Origin of the sequence: Priestia taiwanensis (assembly GCF_014638355.1) — a bacterium.
Taxonomy (GTDB): domain Bacteria; phylum Bacillota; class Bacilli; order Bacillales; family Bacillaceae_G; genus Priestia_D; species Priestia_D taiwanensis.
The window spans coordinates 374,567-391,819 of sequence record NZ_BMFK01000002.1 but is presented as its reverse complement, the minus strand read 5'-3'; the positions used below and the strand labels follow the sequence as shown (position 1 = coordinate 391,819).

The 17,253-nt window shown below is 37.5% G+C and carries 14 protein-coding genes; 9 read left to right on the top strand and 5 right to left on the bottom strand.

What is annotated here, in order from left to right; translation table 11 throughout:
- Nucleotides 1-8 precede the first annotated feature (8 nt).
- Nucleotides 9-2,567, bottom strand: coding sequence for a bifunctional lysylphosphatidylglycerol flippase/synthetase MprF (gene mprF, locus IEV41_RS14065; protein WP_188389134.1), 2,559 nt, complete (start codon nt 2,565-2,567; stop codon nt 9-11).
- 203 nt (nt 2,568-2,770) lie between these two features.
- Nucleotides 2,771-3,868 carry a M24 family metallopeptidase gene (locus IEV41_RS14060; protein WP_188389133.1) on the bottom strand — a complete coding sequence of 366 codons (1,098 nt, stop codon included), beginning with the start codon at nt 3,866-3,868 and terminating at the stop codon, nt 2,771-2,773.
- A gap of 149 nt (nt 3,869-4,017) precedes the next feature.
- Between IEV41_RS14060 and IEV41_RS14055 the strand changes: the two genes are divergently transcribed.
- Nucleotides 4,018-4,701, top strand: a complete 684-nt coding sequence (locus tag IEV41_RS14055) for a metal-dependent hydrolase (protein ID WP_188389132.1) — start codon at nt 4,018-4,020, stop codon at nt 4,699-4,701.
- Between the two features lie 121 nt (nt 4,702-4,822).
- Nucleotides 4,823-6,136: a DRTGG domain-containing protein gene (locus IEV41_RS14050; RefSeq protein ID WP_188389131.1), complete on the top strand. Its 1,314-nt coding sequence runs from the start codon at nt 4,823-4,825 to the stop codon at nt 6,134-6,136.
- Nucleotides 6,137-6,178: 42 nt separating this feature from the next.
- Here IEV41_RS14050 and IEV41_RS14045 read toward each other — a convergent pair whose 3' ends face one another.
- Nucleotides 6,179-6,487, bottom strand: coding sequence for a YtpI family protein (locus IEV41_RS14045; RefSeq protein WP_188389130.1), 309 nt, complete (start codon nt 6,485-6,487; stop codon nt 6,179-6,181).
- A gap of 148 nt (nt 6,488-6,635) precedes the next feature.
- On the opposite strand from IEV41_RS14045, the gene IEV41_RS14040 reads away from it, so the two are divergent.
- Nucleotides 6,636-7,574, top strand: coding sequence for a DHH family phosphoesterase (locus IEV41_RS14040; RefSeq protein WP_188389129.1), 939 nt, complete (start codon nt 6,636-6,638; stop codon nt 7,572-7,574).
- 39 nt (nt 7,575-7,613) lie between these two features.
- On the opposite strand, the gene ytrI is transcribed toward IEV41_RS14040, so the two are convergent.
- Together ytrI and ytrH are read right to left on the bottom strand one after the other, a co-directional pair.
- Entirely contained in the window at nt 7,614-8,114 is a 501-nt protein-coding gene (ytrI, locus tag IEV41_RS14035) for a sporulation membrane protein YtrI (RefSeq protein WP_188389128.1), read from the bottom strand.
- Nucleotides 8,115-8,450, bottom strand: a complete 336-nt coding sequence (gene ytrH, locus IEV41_RS14030) for a sporulation membrane protein YtrH (RefSeq protein ID WP_188389127.1) — start codon at nt 8,448-8,450, stop codon at nt 8,115-8,117. It abuts the gene before it with no gap.
- Between the two features lie 222 nt (nt 8,451-8,672).
- Here ytrH and dnaE point away from each other — a divergent pair, with 222 nt between their 5' ends.
- From dnaE to pfkA, 6 genes are all read left to right on the top strand, one after another.
- Complete coding sequence (gene dnaE / locus IEV41_RS14025) at nt 8,673-12,002, top strand: DNA polymerase III subunit alpha (RefSeq protein WP_188389126.1); 3,330 nt, start codon at nt 8,673-8,675, stop codon at nt 12,000-12,002.
- Nucleotides 12,003-12,090: 88 nt separating this feature from the next.
- Nucleotides 12,091-13,323, top strand: coding sequence for an NADP-dependent malic enzyme (ystJ, locus tag IEV41_RS14020; protein ID WP_229722246.1), 1,233 nt, complete (start codon nt 12,091-12,093; stop codon nt 13,321-13,323).
- Nucleotides 13,324-13,337: 14 nt separating this feature from the next.
- Complete coding sequence (locus tag IEV41_RS20195; protein ID WP_188389125.1) at nt 13,338-13,982, top strand: FadR/GntR family transcriptional regulator; 645 nt, start codon at nt 13,338-13,340, stop codon at nt 13,980-13,982.
- Nucleotides 13,983-13,999: 17 nt separating this feature from the next.
- A complete protein-coding gene (gene accD, locus IEV41_RS14010; RefSeq protein WP_188389124.1) occupies nt 14,000-14,857 on the top strand; it encodes an acetyl-CoA carboxylase, carboxyltransferase subunit beta in 858 nt (285 codons plus the stop codon).
- Entirely contained in the window at nt 14,854-15,840 is a 987-nt protein-coding gene (accA, locus tag IEV41_RS14005; protein WP_188389123.1) for an acetyl-CoA carboxylase carboxyl transferase subunit alpha, read from the top strand. The genes accD and accA overlap by 4 nt, the downstream gene beginning before the upstream one ends.
- A 406-nt stretch (nt 15,841-16,246) precedes the next feature.
- Entirely contained in the window at nt 16,247-17,206 is a 960-nt protein-coding gene (gene pfkA, locus IEV41_RS14000) for a 6-phosphofructokinase (protein ID WP_188389122.1), read from the top strand.
- The last annotated feature ends 47 nt before the right edge of the window (nt 17,207-17,253 follow it).

The following is a 17,253-nucleotide window of genomic DNA, read 5'->3' as shown; positions in this document are numbered from 1 at the left end:
GGGATTTTTTATTTTTTCTTTGGCATACCTTTACCGATTAAGCGTGATACTTCAATCATCGTTGCTGGTAAAGAACGATTTTTTCGGTGGGCTAAATAACGTGCCTCCCAAGTTGGGTCGTATTTATCCTTGAATTTGCGTAATCCATTAAAGCTATACATATAGCGAATGTTATTGAATACTTCTCCGGCAACACGTTCGGACCAGAATGATGTGACGGATTGTCCAACATTAGATAGTGGTGCCATGCCGATGTTAAAGGTTGTGTACCCTTCGCCCTTTGCCCATTCAAATAAGTTAATGAACATTGCATCCATAATACCACTTGGAGCATCAGGATAATGGCGCATTAAATCAACAGATAGAACACCTTCTTTATAGACAGGCATGATGTTCATAAAGGAAACAATATTCTGCTCTGTATTTCGTAAAATAGCAATTGGAGCGTGAGATAAATAAGCTTCATCAAAGTATCCGAGAGAAAATCCTTTTTCATTCTTCTTTCCAAGCCATTTGTCTGAGACATCTTTTAGTTCTGTTAAGAATTCAGGAGAGAATGGCGGATGAATGATATCAAAGGAATATCCTTCTCGTTCAAAGCGATTTTTCGTTGCGCGCATGCCTGCTCGTTTTTTTCCAGAAATCGTGAAAGTCGTCAAATCGACAATTGCTTCTTCTCCTAATTTGAAGAAGTTATTTCCGAAGTCATGGTAGAGTGGCATTAATTCTGCATCTACTTGATAGAAAATAATGTCATATCCGAACAAATCGGCACGGTCATAAAATTCTTGTAGCGCTTCACGAAATGACTCTTTCTCGCCCGCTGGATCACCAAGTACGATGATTTTCTTCCCGCTTCTAGCGAATTGGATGAGCACTTTCTTATCAGATGAGAGGAAAAATTGTTTATCCTCTAAAAAAACAAGATGACTTAAGAAGTTTCCACCGTATGTATGGAAGAAATCTTTGAGTTGTTCATTTGTCATGGATACTCCGAATTGCTCTTTCTGTTTCATTTCAAAGAGAACAACGGTTCCAACGTAATAAAGAATGAAGAAAATAATCCCAGTCCAAAAGATAAGATGGAATTCACTTGGTGTATAGGTCATGAATCTTTCTTCTGTGTTGACAAGTAAGGCTGTTGATAGCCCTAATACGAAATAGCTGTAGACAAGGTAATAAAGTAAGCCAACACGTACAAGCGTCCCGATTGCAGTTACACGTTTCCGAATACGGGTGAACAAGTGGCTGCTAAAATAAAAAATGCTAAGCATAACAGCATACCAAAGGGTTTCTTCTATTTCGAAGCCTTTTAATATATTCCCAATAATACCGACAACTAAAGCACCACATACAATCCAATATGTTCGCTTTGTGCGGTTATAAATTGTAACAGACATAAGTAGGATTAAGCTTGTTCCAAATAATAATCCATTTGCAATGTATGCGACAGATGGTGGTATAAGCTGTGTGAATAATGCGAAATCACCTTCATCTGGTGGGAAAATAGACAGAATGAACTGAACTAATCCTGTTAAGAAAACAAGTGTAGCAAGTGCCCAGTAAGCTAGTGACGAAAGGAAATTTCGTTGGACAGCCCAAATGACACTCGTCGTTTCTAGTGCAGGTCCAATAATTGGTTTGTCTTCGATTTTTTTGATAGCATTGCCACCAAATTCAAAAATGGCAAAGATAAGCCCGAGAATAAATGGAATAAAGTAATACACAATTCGATATAGTAGTAGCGCGGTTAAGACAATTTCTTCTTGTACACCTACATATTTAAACCCAAGAATAAATGTTAAGTCGAACGTCCCGAATCCGCCAGGAACTAAGCTAATAAGTCCGGCAATAGCAGACAAAATAAAGATGCCATATACGGACGAAGCTGGAATATCAGAACCTAATAAAATGAGAATAGCATGCGCAACAGATGCAGCAGATAACCATTCAATGACGGATACAAGCGTATACTTAAATGTAAGTGTTGCCGATGCTGTTTCTTTCCCTTTGTGCTTCGATGAAATTAGATATACTGGCAAGAAGAGAAATACACCAATGAGTGCAATCCAAAGCCATTGCTTTTCTGCTAACAACTCTTTTGCTGAAAATACGTCAATTAAGACGAAGAATGCAAGCAAGGATAAACCACTTAACATGGATGGGGTCATCCATGCAATTCCTTTAACAAGTTGTTTCGTATCGTCAATATGTTCTTTGTATAGCATTGTTCGGATCCCAGCACCAGCTAAGCCTCCGAAGCCAACAATTCCGTTTAATGAATTCGCTGTCCACGATACGCGGAAAATTTTTCCGACGGAAACACGTAAGTTCAACGATTTAATAAGTAAATAATCATAGAAAAACATCGTGGAAACTGCAATTGCACCTAGCACAATTGTTAACGTAAAACCACCAGCCGGCATTAATTTAATTGCCTCTAGTGATTCTTTCAGCGATAAACCAGATAATTCTTTTTTACCTTGCATAAATACAAAGGTAAGAATGGCAATCGGAAATAAGATTTTTACCATCCGAATGAGCCATTTTTTTAGTGAATCTGACACAATTTCAACTCCTCAATGTATGTTAACACGTCATAATACGCTTTCTGTATGTAATAATTTATTATCAATCAAAATGAATTGTGATGAAAGTGCTACGTTATACAGTATGTAATGAAAAGAAAGAATTCATTACATATTGTATAAATATTCCTTGTTTAAAAAACATGGAAAAAGGTCTCGAAAGAAAAGAGACCTTTTCATCATTATGAAACAATTACTAATTCTTTTGGATAAGCGGTTAAAATATGTGGACCTTCATTTGTCATAAAGATGTCATCTTCAATTCGAACGCCACCGATTTTTGGAACGTAAATACCTGGCTCAATAGTGAAGCACATTCCTTCTTGAAGTGGCATATCGTTATCAGATTTTAAAGAAGGGAATTCGTGAACGCCAATTCCTAATCCGTGTCCCAGTCGATGAGGGAAATAGTCACCATATCCTGCTTGTGTAATGATAGAGCGAGCTGTATTATCTAAGTCTTTTAATAGAGTTCCAAGCTTACAAGCTTCGATAGCAGCTTGCTCTGCTTGCAGAACCGTGTGATAAATTTCTTTTTGTTGTTCTGTTACATGTCCAAATGCAACGGTACGTGTAATATCAGAGCAGTATCCGTCAATGATAACACCTAAGTCAAATAGAACGAAGTCACCCTTTGTTATTTTGTTAGCCCCAGGTACTCCGTGTGGCAATGCTGAATTTGCTCCTGTTAATACCATTGTCGAAAAAGCCATCTTATGGATGCCTTTCTTCTTTAATTCATATTCGATCTTTGCAAGGATTTCTAATTCTGTTGCGCCTTCTTTAATTGCGGATACACCAATATCGATAGCGATATCTGCATAAGCGGCAGCTTCTTGTAAAATGGCAAATTCTTTTTTATCTTTTAACATACGTAACTCATGCAGCTTGGTTTCAGCAGGTACGAATGTTGCATGTGGGAAAAGAGTTTTTAATGTTTCGTAGCGACTGACATTCATATGCTCTATTTCAATTGCAAGATGTTCTCCATTTACGTTACGCTTTGTTAACGATTGTTGTACCATTTTCCAAGGATTATCTGTATCTGTGTATCCAATTGTTTCATAGTTCCAACCAGCGCTTTTTACTTGTTCTAGCTCCATCTTTGGACAAACAAGAATAGGCTCTTCGTGTGGAAAGACAAATAATCCAAGTAGTCTTTCGTGCGGATCACAATGGAAATTTGTTAAGTAAAAGACATTATCAGTGGATGAGATAAAAGCAAAATCAAGATGTTCGGCTTGTAACCAGTTTGTTAATTTTGTTAATCGGTTATTCATAGTATCACCTGTTTTCTAAAAGGTTGTAAGTTAACTTTACCTATTTTAGTAAGATAAAACAAGTGAAGTAGAGGATTTTTTTATTGTATGTCTAATTATTAAGAAAAAGAGTAATGGAATATATATTTATAGAAGAGAGGCGTAACAAAATGAAAATTTCCTATCATGGGCATTCTGTTGTAAAGGTAGAAACATGCGGTCAAGTTCTTATTATTGACCCATTTATTACAGGGAATAGTTTAACAGATTTAACAGTAGATGAATTAAAAGTGAATTATATTTTATTAACGCACGGGCATAACGATCATGTAGGAGATACAGTAGCGTTAGCGAAGAAAAATAATGCGGTAGTAATTGCACCATTTGAGTTAGCAAAATTCTTGAGTTGGCAAGGTGTAAAGGTACATCCAATGCATATCGGTGGTAGTCATCTGTTTGATTTTGGGAAAGTGAAGTTGACACAAGCTTTTCATGGCTCTAGCTATGTAGATGAAGAGACGAAGACAATTACATATACAGGAATGCCAGCAGGAATTCTATTAGAAGTAGAAGGAAAAACTCTTTATCATGCAGGAGACACAGCGCTATTTTCGGATATGAAAATGATTGGGGAGTTACATTGTATTGATGTAGCATTTTTACCAATTGGAGATAACTTTACAATGGGTCCGACGGATGCAGCACTTGCAGCAAAGTGGATACAAGCAAAAAAAGTTGTTCCAATTCATTACAATACATTCCCGGTTATTGAACAAGACCCTTGTGATTTCATCGGTTTATTAGATAGTAATGTTGGAATGGTTGTAGAAGTAGGGGAGACTATCAAACTTTGAAATGATTCCATTCGTGAATTTATTTCCAGATTTTTTGTAGATGTATCATTGAAGTAACGCATTATCGCTTTTATAATAGAGGTAGAGGGAAAAACATTAGTTCGAAAGTATGGTGAGCTGTTTGGCAACAAAGCATGATCAAATATTAGCGTATATTGATAGTCTCGAGATTGGCCATAAGATTTCAGTAAGACAGATTGCAAAAGATTTAGCAGTAAGTGAAGGTACTGCTTATCGTGCTATTAAGGATGCCGAAAATAAAGGATATGTTAGTACGATTGAGCGTGTTGGAACAATCCGTATTGAAAAGAAGAAGAAAGAGAATTTTGAACGATTAACGTATGCAGAAGTAGTAAATATCGTAGACGGACAAGTATTAGGTGGGCGAGAGGGATTACATAAAACACTTAATAAATTTGTTATCGGTGCGATGAAGTTAGAAGCGATGATGCGTTATACGGAAAAAGGTAACTTATTAATTATCGGTAATCGTACACAAGCGCATCAATTAGCATTAGAAGAGGGTGCAGCAGTTCTTATTACCGGTGGTTTTGATACGGAAGAACATGTGAAAAAGCTGGCGGATGAACTAAAGTTACCAATCATTTCGACAAGCTATGATACGTTTACTGTAGCGACGTTAATAAACCGTGCAATTTACGATCAACTTATTAAGAAGGAGATTGTATTAGTAGAAGATATTTTAACACCTATTGAGGAGACGGTATTTTTATCATCTTCTGATACAGTACAAACGTGGTATACATATAATCAAGAAACGTTGCACGGACGTTACCCCGTTATCGATGTAAATCACAAGGTAATTGGAATGGTAACATCAAAGGATATCATTGGTGTAGAGAAAGATACGCCTATCGAGAAAGTAATGACCAAAAATCCGATTAGTGTAAATGGCAAAACATCTGTTGCATCTGCTGCGCGTATGATGGTATGGGAAGGTATCGAATTACTACCAGTGACAGATGAGTATAATAAACTACGTGGAATTATTAGTCGTCAAGATGTACTCAAGGCTCTACAGATGATTCAGCGTCAACCACAAGTCGGAGAAACGATTGATGATATTGTAACAAGTCAATTTGTTGATATGAAAGATTCGAAGAGTCAAGATACGTATCGTTTCGTCGTTACCCCACAAATGACAAATGCTATTGGTACGTTATCTTACGGTGTATTTACGACAATTATTACCGAAGCCGGGAACCGTGTTCTTCGTTCTCATAAGAAGGGTGATACGGTTGTAGAAAATATTACGGTGTACTTTATTAAGCCTGTTCAAATTGAAACGACTATTGAAGTGTATCCAAAAGTGCTAGAGTTAGGTCGTAAATTTGGAAAAGTAGATGTAGAAGTATATCAAGAAGGCGTTGTTGTTGGAAAAGCATTAATGATGGTACAATTAATTGACAGATAACAAAAATAGCTACGGAGCATATGCCTACCGTAGCTATTTTTGTTAATTCATTTGTTTATATGCCTCTGCTTCTTCAATAGCAAAAGGTAAATAGTGACGATATGCTCTATATCCTGTAAAGGCACTACTCAGACCAATTAGTAAAAAGACGATAGCGATTGTAATGCCGACAGCAGTAAGATGTACGAAGAAAATATTGGCGCCAAATAAAGCAACGAATAAACCAAGTGCAATACTACATTTTGCAGAAAGCCATTTTTTCTCCATTGGTAATTGTGTACGAACATATCTCACCTTATAGAAAAGATAAAGTGTAAGTGATAGAATAATGAAAACAACTAATATTAACATGTGACATCCCCCGTTTGTACATAATGTTCTCTTTCTATTGTAACGAGGAATGATAGTATATGTCACCTAAGATGTTACAGGTAAATAGAATTTCGTTTTTGGGGTGCCTGATTTAATAGGAAATATTGAAGGAGGATGAAGTAGAAAGATGAAAGAACAAATTTTAGAAGCAATTAAGCAGTACGATACGATTATCGTTCATCGTCACGTCCGTCCAGACCCGGATGCATATGGATCTCAAGGTGGACTTGTCCAAATTATTCGTAACTCTTTCCCGGAAAAGAAAGTATATGCAGTCGGTGAACATGAGAAGTCATTAACATATCTAAATGAAATGGATGAAATTTCTGATGACGTGTATGAAGACGCATTAGTTATTGTGTGTGATACAGCGAATGAAGAGCGTGTATGTGATCAACGCTACACGACAGGTAAACTGTTAGTCAAAATCGATCATCATCCAAATAAAGAGCCTTACGGTGATATTGTGTGGGTAGATACATCAGCAAGTTCAACGAGTGAAATGATTTATGATTTTTATTCGTATGGACGTGACAAAGGTTTAGTATTAACGAAAGAAGCAGCGAGATTTTTGTACGCAGGAATCATTGGAGATACAGGTCGTTTCTTATTCCCAAGTACGACGAGCAAAACATTCCGTTATGCATCGGAATTAGTAGAGCATGATTTCTCATTCCCAGAGATTTATGAGAATATGTATAAAACAGATATTCGTGTTGCGCGATTAGGTGGGTACGTATTGCAACACTTCGATTTTACAGAAGAAGGAACAGGTTCGATGAAAGTGACGAAAGAATTATTACGTCAGTTTGATTTAACTACTTCTGAAGCATCACAGCTTGTCAGCACAATGGGGAATGTAGAAGGCATTAAAGCATGGGTCATCTTCTTTGAAGAAGATGAGCGCATCCGAGTTCGTTTACGTTCAAAAGGTCCAGTTATTAATGGTTTAGCTGGTAAATATAATGGCGGTGGACACCCACTTGCTTCTGGTGCCACTGTATACTCATGGGAAGAAGCAGATCGTCTGATTGAAGATTTAAGAGGTATTTGTAAGGAACATTAAAAAGTAGAAAACGACTGTTATGAAACAACAGTCGTTTTCTTATTTTCTTTTTATTTCTAGTTCAATCTCAAGTGTTGTGTAGAAAAATATTGTTTTCACTGCAAATGTATACTGGCTATCGTCAATTTCGTATGTTTTATTTTCAATTGCTGATGTTAAAATTTCTTTATTTTGTGCAACGCTTTCGACATGATGAAGAAGAAGATGACGTAAATCTTTATAGACAGCGCGTGTAAGTTGTTCTTTTAATAAGGAAGTAATATTATATTTTTCAGCTTGTAGGATTGCGATATTGATTTCTTGAATCACGAGTTTTTGTTTGTTTTCTTCATTTAGTTTTTGTTTATCTTCCAATAAAACGTTCGCTTGTAATTTTAGTTGACGTATTTCTTCCGTCTGATTAATGACTAATTGGCGCTGTGCTTCTAAGAATGTTCCATGTATATATAGAAACAAAGTCCAGCTAATAATACCTCCAATGGCGGCACCAGCAAAGAATAGTTGCCATTTCTTTTCTTTATACAGAGTAGGAATACGCATTTATCCACTCTCCTGTATAAACCATTTCAGAATAGCTGCACCTGTTTGAGCACCGCCCATGGCGAATAGAATGAGCAGTAGTTGTTTGACTATTTCTTTCGTATCTCCAGCGAAAATACCACGTTCAAAACTATAAAAAGTATCAAATGTTCCACCAATCGCTGCGACGATTGCCCATATTCGTAGCCCTTCAGAGAATCGTCGAAGCCAATAAAATGGTGGGTCACCAACGAGGAAGGCAGCTAGTCCTCCTAATAAAGATCCCCCTAGTATAACGCCTAATGCAACGAAATAACTTGTAATTAATAACGGAATAAATGCTTGTTTGAATTCCATTGCCGTCACCTTTCCTTATATACATCATTCTTTTTCGAGGTGTCTTTGTTGTATGACTTCTCTTTGTGGAGGGTGTGTTTTAAGAAGGATGTGTGTATACTTCATGTATATGGACAAAAAGGGAGCAGTATGTTTTCTTTTGCGGTACTATAGAGGTAGGAACGGTAAAAAAACATACTTGTTATGCTATATAGAAAGAATAATAGAGAAGGAATGAAATGTATGGAATTTGTACATTTGCAAATGAAGAGTGTCTACAGTCTACTTAGTAGTACGTGCTCAATAAAGGAAGTAGTAAGGAAGGCGAAGGAGCAAGGATATACAGCACTTGCTCTAACGGATAAGCATGTCATGTACGGCGCTATTTCTTTTTATAAAGAGTGCCATCAACAAGGGATAAAACCAATTATCGGATTGCATGTGTCTATTTTAGATGAGAATCGTACATTCGGTCTTTTATTACTTGCGAAGAATATACATGGTTACCATAATCTCTTGAAAATATCGAGCGCGATTGAAACGAAGTCAGCAGAAGGTATTCCGAAGAAATGGTTAGCAAAATATGGAGAGCACTTAGTTGCTATTACACCAGGGTTAGAAGGAGAAATTGAACAATATATTTTAAATGGAGAAGAAGAGAAAATTCATGATAGTGTTGCATTTTATAAGCAATCATTTCCTGATTTCTATTTAAGTGTACAGCATCATTCGATAGAAGAAGAGAAAATGATAGTGCCCAAATTAAAGGGAATTAGTCAATCCTATAATATACCACTTGTTGCGACGAACGATGTGCATTATATAGAGAAGAACGATAGCCTTGTTCATGAATGTGTAACGTGCATAGGATATGGTTCGAAATTAATAGAGGGTACACATCCTACATTACAAAGTGAGGAGTATTATCTGAAAGACTCAGTGGAAATGACAGCTTTATTTGAAGCAATGCCAGAAGTGATAGAGAATACGACTTGTATTGCTGATATGTGTAATATTGAATTACCATTTCATCAAAAAATTCTTCCGAAATATCCTATCCATACAGGTGAAACGGCCGATGAATACTTAGAGAGACTATGTATAGAAGGACTAAAGCAGCGTTTTGGAACAATTGATGAGGCATATTTCGACCGTCTTACATATGAACTTAGTATTATTAAAGAAATGCAATTTAGTGATTATTTCTTAATTGTTTGGGATTTCATAAAATATGCGCATGAACATGGAATATTAGTGGGGCCAGGGCGTGGTTCAGCAGCCGGTTCACTTGTTGCGTATGTCCTTTATATTACGGATGTAGATCCTCTGAAGTATGGCTTGTTATTTGAACGTTTCTTAAATCCCGAACGTATTACGATGCCAGATATTGATATTGATTTTCCAGATCATCGTCGAGATGAGGTCATTCAATACGTTGCGAAGAAGTATGGAAGTATCCATGTTGCACAAATTATTACGTTCGGTACATTAGCAGCAAAAGCAGCAATTCGAGATGTGGCACGTGTAATGGGAATGGCACCGAAAGAGATTGATTTCTTTTCGAAGAAAATCCCAGGTCGCCTAGGTATCACATTGAGGGAGGCGTATGAAGATTCGGCTTCTTTCCGTTCGTATGTTCATGAGAAGCCATTGCATGAACGCATATATGATATTGCCCGAAGAATCGAAGGTATTCCTCGTCACACATCTATTCATGCTGCTGGCATTATTATTAGCGACAAACCGTTAACAAATTATGTTGCCTTGCAAGAAGGGAACGATGAGGTGTATTTAACGCAGTATACAGGTGATGTGTTAGAGGAAATCGGGCTGTTGAAAATGGATTTTTTAGGCTTGCGGAATCTATCTCTTTTAGAGAAAATTTGCCAATCTATTCAAAAACGCTTAGGGGAAAACGTTGATTTGAAATCATTGCCATTAACAGATAAAGGTGTGTTTGAGCTGTTAAGCAAAGGGGATACGACGGGTATCTTCCAATTAGAATCAGCGGGCATGAGAAAAGTATTACAGAGCTTAAAGCCAACAGGATTTGAAGATATTGTTGCGGTGAATGCACTGTATCGTCCAGGTCCGATGGAGCAAATTCCAACCTTTATTGAGTATCGACATGGGAAGCGAAGTGTGACTTATATCCATCCAGATTTAAAACCAATTCTTGAGCCGACGTATGGCGTTATCTTGTATCAAGAGCAAATTATGCATATTGCGTCCCGTATGGCAGGGTTTGCTCTTGGAGAAGCGGATTTGCTACGCCGAGCGGTGAGTAAGAAGAAGAAAGAGGTATTGGATCAAGAACGTATTCACTTCGTTAAGGGAAGCATTGCAAAAGGGTACAGCGAGCACATTGCGAATGAGGTATATGATTTAATTGTTCGCTTCGCCAACTATGGATTTAATAAAAGTCACGCGGTTGCGTATAGTATGATTGCCTATCAACTTGCCTATTTAAAAGTGCATTATGCACTTGATTTTGCAGCGAATTTATTATCGAGCGTAATGGGCCAAGAGGATAAGTTGGCTACGAGTATTACAGAGACGAAGCAACGAGGAATTGAATTACTCCCACCATCTATTAATGCCAGTCAATATGGATTCACGGTGGAGGGAGAAAAAGTTCGCTATGGACTTCTACCAATTAAAAATGTCGGAATTGCTACTTTAAAGGAGGTCATGCAAGAACGAAAGAAACGTAGATTTTCTGACTTGTTTGACTTTTGTGTGCGAGTGAAAGTGAATCGTCGCATCATGGAGTCGTTAATATATGCAGGTTGTTTCGATGAGTTTAGTGTGGGGCGTGGTAGTTTAGTAAGTAGTTTACATGTTGCACTAGAGTATGCAGAGCTTGTTCGACCATCGTCAACAGAACAGGAAGATATGTTCTTGGAGGAGGAATTTATTCCAAAACCAAAATATATGGAAGGAGAAGCGTTGTCACCTATCGAAATTTTAAGGTTAGAAAAAGAAACGTTAGGTGTGTATTTATCTGGACACCCAACGAGTTCTTATCAACATATTATAGAGAATTTACAAATCGGTATGTTAGCCAGAGAAGAAAAGCGTATGAAAGTACTTGCCTATGTAAGTGAAATAAAAACAATTCAGACAAAAAAAGGGCAACAAATGGCTTTCTTAACTATTTCTGATCAAAGTAAAGAAATAGACGCAACAATTTTCCCGAATGAATATGCACAATTTTTCCCAATGTTAAAAAAAGGAGAAATTGTTTATGTAGAGGGGAATGTAGAGGAGAGAATGGGAAAGAAGCAATTTATTATGAAGCATGTTCAATCTATTCAACGTGTGGAAGAATATGCATCCTATGTAGGCAAATCTCTCTATCTCAAAATAACGAAGCAACACGCAGAAGGAATTGTACAACGTATACAGCGTATCCTGCAAGAGCATAAAGGGTATGTAGAAGTATATGTGTATGATGAAGAAGCGAAGAAGTTGGTGAAGTTAGACCAACGCTTCCATGTACATCCGACCAAATCGTGCATGGAGAAATTACAACTATTAATAGGTGAAGGAAATGTCGTCCTAAAAAATTAATGGACAATTTCCGTTTTTTTCATTATCATAATAGGTGTCACTGGTCAGACCACTAAAATATATTTTAATCGATTGGGGAGTGAACACCTTGTCTAGATTACGTGAGAAGGCATTAGAGATGCATCGTACACATCAAGGGAAGTTAGAAACAGTTTCAAAGGTAGCAGTAAGAAATGCAGAGGATTTAAGCTTGGCATATTCACCAGGTGTTGCAGAACCATGTAAAGTTATCTATGAAGATCAAAGTAAAGTATATGATTACACAGTGAAGGGAAATATGGTGGCTGTTGTGACTGATGGTACAGCGGTACTTGGACTGGGGAATATTGGTCCAGAGGCTGCGATGCCAGTTATGGAAGGAAAAGCATTATTATTCAAGAGCTTTGCAGGAGTAGATGCGTTTCCAATTTGTTTAAATACGCAAGATGTGGATAAAATTGTTGAGACAGTGAAATTATTGGAACCGACATTTGGAGGAATTAATTTAGAAGATATTGCAGCTCCAAATTGTTTTGAAGTGGAAGAACGATTAAAGAAAGAATTAAATATACCTGTATTCCACGATGATCAACATGGAACAGCAATCGTAACAGTTGCTGGTTTAGTGAATGCATTAAAACTTGCGAATAAGAAAATGTCAGAAATTAAAGTAGTAGCAAGCGGGGCTGGAGCAGCAGGTATTGCCATTATTAAGTTATTATATAGCTACGGTGTTCGCGATATTATTATGTGTGATTCAAAAGGCACAGTGTACGAAGGTCGTCCAGTTGGAATGAACCCAGTGAAGAATGAAGTAGCGAAGTATACAAATCGTGATAAAGTTGCTGGTACATTAGCAGATGCATTAGCAGGAGCAGATGTATTCGTAGGCGTATCTGTCGAAGGTGCGCTAACGCAGGAAATGGTTCGTAGTATGAATGAGAACCCAATTATCTTCGCAATGGCAAATCCGAATCCTGAGATTATGCCAGAAGAAGCAAAAGCGGCAGGAGCATTAGTTGTTGGAACGGGTCGTTCAGACTTCCCGAACCAAGTAAATAATGTATTAGCATTCCCTGGTATTTTCAGAGGGGCACTTGACGTTCGTGCAACGCATATTAACGAAGAAATGAAAGTTGCGGCTGTACAAGCAATCGCAGAATTAATTTCTGAAGATGAGTTACATCCAGATTACATTATTCCAGCACCATTTGATTCTCGTGTTGCACCGAAAGTAGCTGCATATGTAGCGAAAGCAGCAATGGAGACAGGGGTTGCAAGGGTAAAAGTAGATCCAAATGAAATAGCAGAGAAGACGAAGCGATTAGCGATTATTGAATAAAGTGAGGAAATCTTGTGACAATATCACAACAAAAAGTATATTTAGATATTGTTGAACAAATACGTACGATTATTGATGAGGACAATTTACAACCAGGAGATAAGATGCCTTCTGAGCGTGAATTGTCCGCTCGTTTAGAAGTAGGGAGATCCTCTGTGAGAGAGGCTCTCCGTGCTTTAGAGCTAGTAGGATTAATCGAAACAAAACGAGGAGAAGGTACATTTTTAAAAGACTTTCGAGGCAATCATTTAATTCATTTATTAGGAACGTTTATTTTGCAACGAAAGGAAGCAAAAGATGATTTAATTGCAACGAAAATGTTAATTGAACGTGAAGCAATTAAACAAGCATGCCAGCGTAGCAAAAATGAAACATTTGTAGAAATAAAAGAATTAGTGGAAAAGAAAATAGAAGAGGCATCTTCTGTTGACTTGTATAGCTTATTCTTTTCCAAGATTGTAGAGTCTACGGGAAACTTCTTGTTGTATCGTATTTGGGACATAATTAATGAATACTTTTATTCGTTACGTATAGAGCTAGATGAAGAAAAGAGCAGAAGTGTCATGCGACAGTTGTATGAAGCCATTGCTATGAAAGATGAACAACATGCACTGCAACAATATGAGAATGTTCTTACATTGTTTCATATGGAAGGATAAGAGGGGAGGTTGATCCTTTGTTAAAAGATCTATTTACAAAAAAGAAGAAGTATGCACAAGTACCTTCAGAGCATGTAAAGCGTGATGTGCCTGACGGGGTGATGACAAAATGTTCTAATTGCAAAAAAATCACCTTGACAAAGGAGTTTGTGAAACATTTACGAGTATGTACAACGTGTGGTTACCACCATCCAATGAGTGCTCCAGATCGTATCCAATCTATTATCGATGAGGGTACGTTTGTAGAATATGATAAAGATATGATTTCTACAAACCCCCTTTCTTTCCCTCAATATGAAGAAAAGGCAGAAAAAGATCGATTGCAAACAGAGTTAAATGAGGCAATCGTAACAGGGGAAGGTTTGTTACACGGTAACAAAATTGTAATTGCAGTTATGGACTCTAGGTTCCGAATGGGAAGTATGGGTTCTGTTGTGGGAGAGAAAATTGCAAATGCAATTGAGAAAGCGGGTCAATTACAAGTACCATTTCTTATTTTTACTGCTTCTGGCGGGGCACGAATGCAAGAAGGAATGTTTAGTTTAATGCAGATGGCAAAAACAAGTGCTGCGCTCAAGAAATTTAGCGATCAAGGCGGACTTATTATTTCTGTTATGACACATCCGACAACAGGTGGTGTTTCAGCTAGTTTTGCTTCACTAGGTGATTATAATTTAGCGGAGCCGGGAGCATTAATTGGGTTTGCGGGAAGACGTGTTATCGAACAAACCGTCCGAGAAGATTTGCCGTCAGATTTCCAAACAGCAGAATTTCTATTGAAGCACGGTCAGCTTGATGCGGTTATTAAGCGATCAGATATGAAAGAGAGATTGCAGCTAATTGTTGAATTACATTGTGGAGGTGTTCTACAATGAATACGGGATTAGAATTTGAGAAGCCGGTTATTGAACTACGTAATAAAATTAGTGAACTGAAAAAGTTCACAAGTGAAAATAACGTTGATTTCTCAGCAGAAATTTTTCATTTAGAGCAACGATTAGAAAATTTAGAACAGGAAATTTACGGGAATATGAAAGTATGGGATCGAGTTCAAACAGCTCGTCATCCAGAACGCCCAACGACATTGGATTATATTCATTACTTATTCGATGATTTTTTCGAGTGTCATGGGGACCGTTTGTATGGAGATGATGCAGCAATTGTGGGTGGAATTGCAAGATATCACGGATTACCAGTAACTGTTATTGGTCATCAACGTGGAAAAGATACGAAAGAGAATATTCGTCGCAACTTTGGGATGCCTCATCCAGAAGGGTATAGAAAGGCCTTACGTTTAATGAAGCAAGCAGAGAAGTTCAACCGACCAATCATTTGTTTTATTGATACGAAAGGTGCATACCCAGGAAAAGCGGCAGAAGAGCGTGGCCAAAGTGAAGCGATTGCGCGAAACTTATTTGAGATGGCAGGCTTAACCGTTCCAGTTATTTGTATTGTAATTGGAGAGGGCGGAAGCGGAGGAGCTTTAGGTTTAGGGATTGGCAATAAGCTCTATATGCTGGAGAATTCAACGTATTCGGTTATTTCGCCAGAAGGAGCAGCTTCAATCTTATGGAAAGATGCTTCATATGCGAAAAAAGCTGCTGAAACGATGAAAATTACCGCACAAGATTTAAAAGACTTCTGTATTATTGATGATATTATTACAGAAGTTAAGGGTGGAGCACATCGTGATGTAAAAGAACAATCGGCTTATATAGACAAATTAGTAAAAGAATCACTGCAAGAATTGCTACAATTAGACAAGGAAGAGTTAGTTGAGCAACGTTATGAAAAGTTTAGAACGATTGGTCAATTCACGGTTGCAGAGGGAAACAGCAAAGAGAGTGTACGTTCTTAATTTAAGAATGTACGCTTTTCTTTTTTTGCGTATTATTTAGGCTCTGACATAAAATAATAAGAGAAGATAGAGACGGACATGCTTCCTCTATATCGTTATTTTGAGCAAAAATATTCCATTTATGTTCAAAAAGGACCTAAAGACAGCGTTTTCATTGTTTTATACTTTTTTGTTATTTTTCTATAATGGTATGTACTATTTAAGGCGTATTCCTTCGCTATGTTTCATGAAAAAAGTAAAGTAACATATTATTGTTTAGGAAAGAAAACTTTTTTGAAAAACAGTTGCATATTTATCAAATTGTCGTAGAATATCTATTGTTTTAGCTATATGTTCATGGTATTTTAAAAACATGTTCTTTTGTGTAAAATAAGACAGAACAATCATACATAGAGGTGAATTTGAAATGAAAAGAATCGGCGTGCTAACAAGTGGTGGTGACGCTCCTGGTATGAATGCCGCTGTACGTGCAGTTGTGCGTAAAGCAATGTTTCATGGATTAGAAGTGTACGGAATCTATAATGGTTATCAAGGATTAATTGAAGATCGTATTGAGAAATTAGACCTTGGATCTGTTGGTGATATTATTCAACGTGGTGGTACAAAGTTATTTACAGCACGTTGCCCAGAATTCAAGACAGTCGAGGGCCAATTAAAAGGCATCGAAAACTTGAAGAAGCATGGTATTGAAGCATTAGTTGTTATTGGTGGAGATGGTTCTTACCAAGGTGCGAAAAAATTAACTGAGCATGGTTACCCTTGCATTGGTGTTCCAGGAACAATCGACAATGATATTCCAGGAACAGACTTTACAATTGGATTTGACACGGCTTTAAATACAGTAATTGACGCTGTTGATAAAATTCGTGATACGGCTACTTCTCACGAGCGCACATACGTAATTGAAGTAATGGGTCGTCACGCTGGTGATTTAGCATTATGGGCTGGATTAGCTGCTGGAGCAGAAACAATCTTAATACCAGAAGTAGAGTATGATATGAATGAGGTTGTTACTCGTCTAAAACGTGGTAGTGAACGTGGAAAGAAACACAGTATTATTCTTGTTGCAGAAGGCGTTGGAAGTGCAGTTGACGTTGGAAAGAAAATTGAAGAGGCAACAGGCTTCGATACACGTGTAACGGTATTAGGTCATGTTCAACGTGGTGGAGCTCCAAGTGCATTTGACCGTGTATTAGCAGGTCGTTTAGGTGCTCGAGCTGTTGAGTTATTACTAGAAGGAAAAGGTGGTCGTTGTGTTGGTATCCAAAACAACCAATTAGTCGACCACGACATTATCGAAGCATTATCTCAGAAGCACCAAATTGGCTTCGACATGTATAAGTTATCACAAGAATTATCAATCTAGTCTTACGGATTTGACAAAATTTGTATAGACTTCTAGTTGAAAGATGG

Bases quoted from the DNA above. Each gene is read 5' to 3' on its own strand.
- IEV41_RS14060 (WP_188389133.1), bottom strand. From the start codon at position 3,868: ATGAATAACCGATTAACAAAATTAACAAACTGGTTACAAGCCGAACAT.
- IEV41_RS14040 (WP_188389129.1), top strand. From the start codon at position 6,636: ATGAAAGAACAAATTTTAGAAGCAATTAAGCAGTACGATACGATTATC.
- accA (WP_188389123.1), top strand. From the start codon at position 14,854: ATGAATACGGGATTAGAATTTGAGAAGCCGGTTATTGAACTACGTAAT.
- dnaE (WP_188389126.1), top strand. From the start codon at position 8,673: ATGGAATTTGTACATTTGCAAATGAAGAGTGTCTACAGTCTACTTAGT.
- ytrH (WP_188389127.1), bottom strand. From the start codon at position 8,450: ATGGAATTCAAACAAGCATTTATTCCGTTATTAATTACAAGTTATTTC.
- IEV41_RS14055 (WP_188389132.1), top strand. From the start codon at position 4,018: ATGAAAATTTCCTATCATGGGCATTCTGTTGTAAAGGTAGAAACATGC.
- ytrI (WP_188389128.1), bottom strand. From the start codon at position 8,114: ATGCGTATTCCTACTCTGTATAAAGAAAAGAAATGGCAACTATTCTTT.
- IEV41_RS14045 (WP_188389130.1), bottom strand. From the start codon at position 6,487: ATGTTAATATTAGTTGTTTTCATTATTCTATCACTTACACTTTATCTT.
- pfkA (WP_188389122.1), top strand. From the start codon at position 16,247: ATGAAAAGAATCGGCGTGCTAACAAGTGGTGGTGACGCTCCTGGTATG.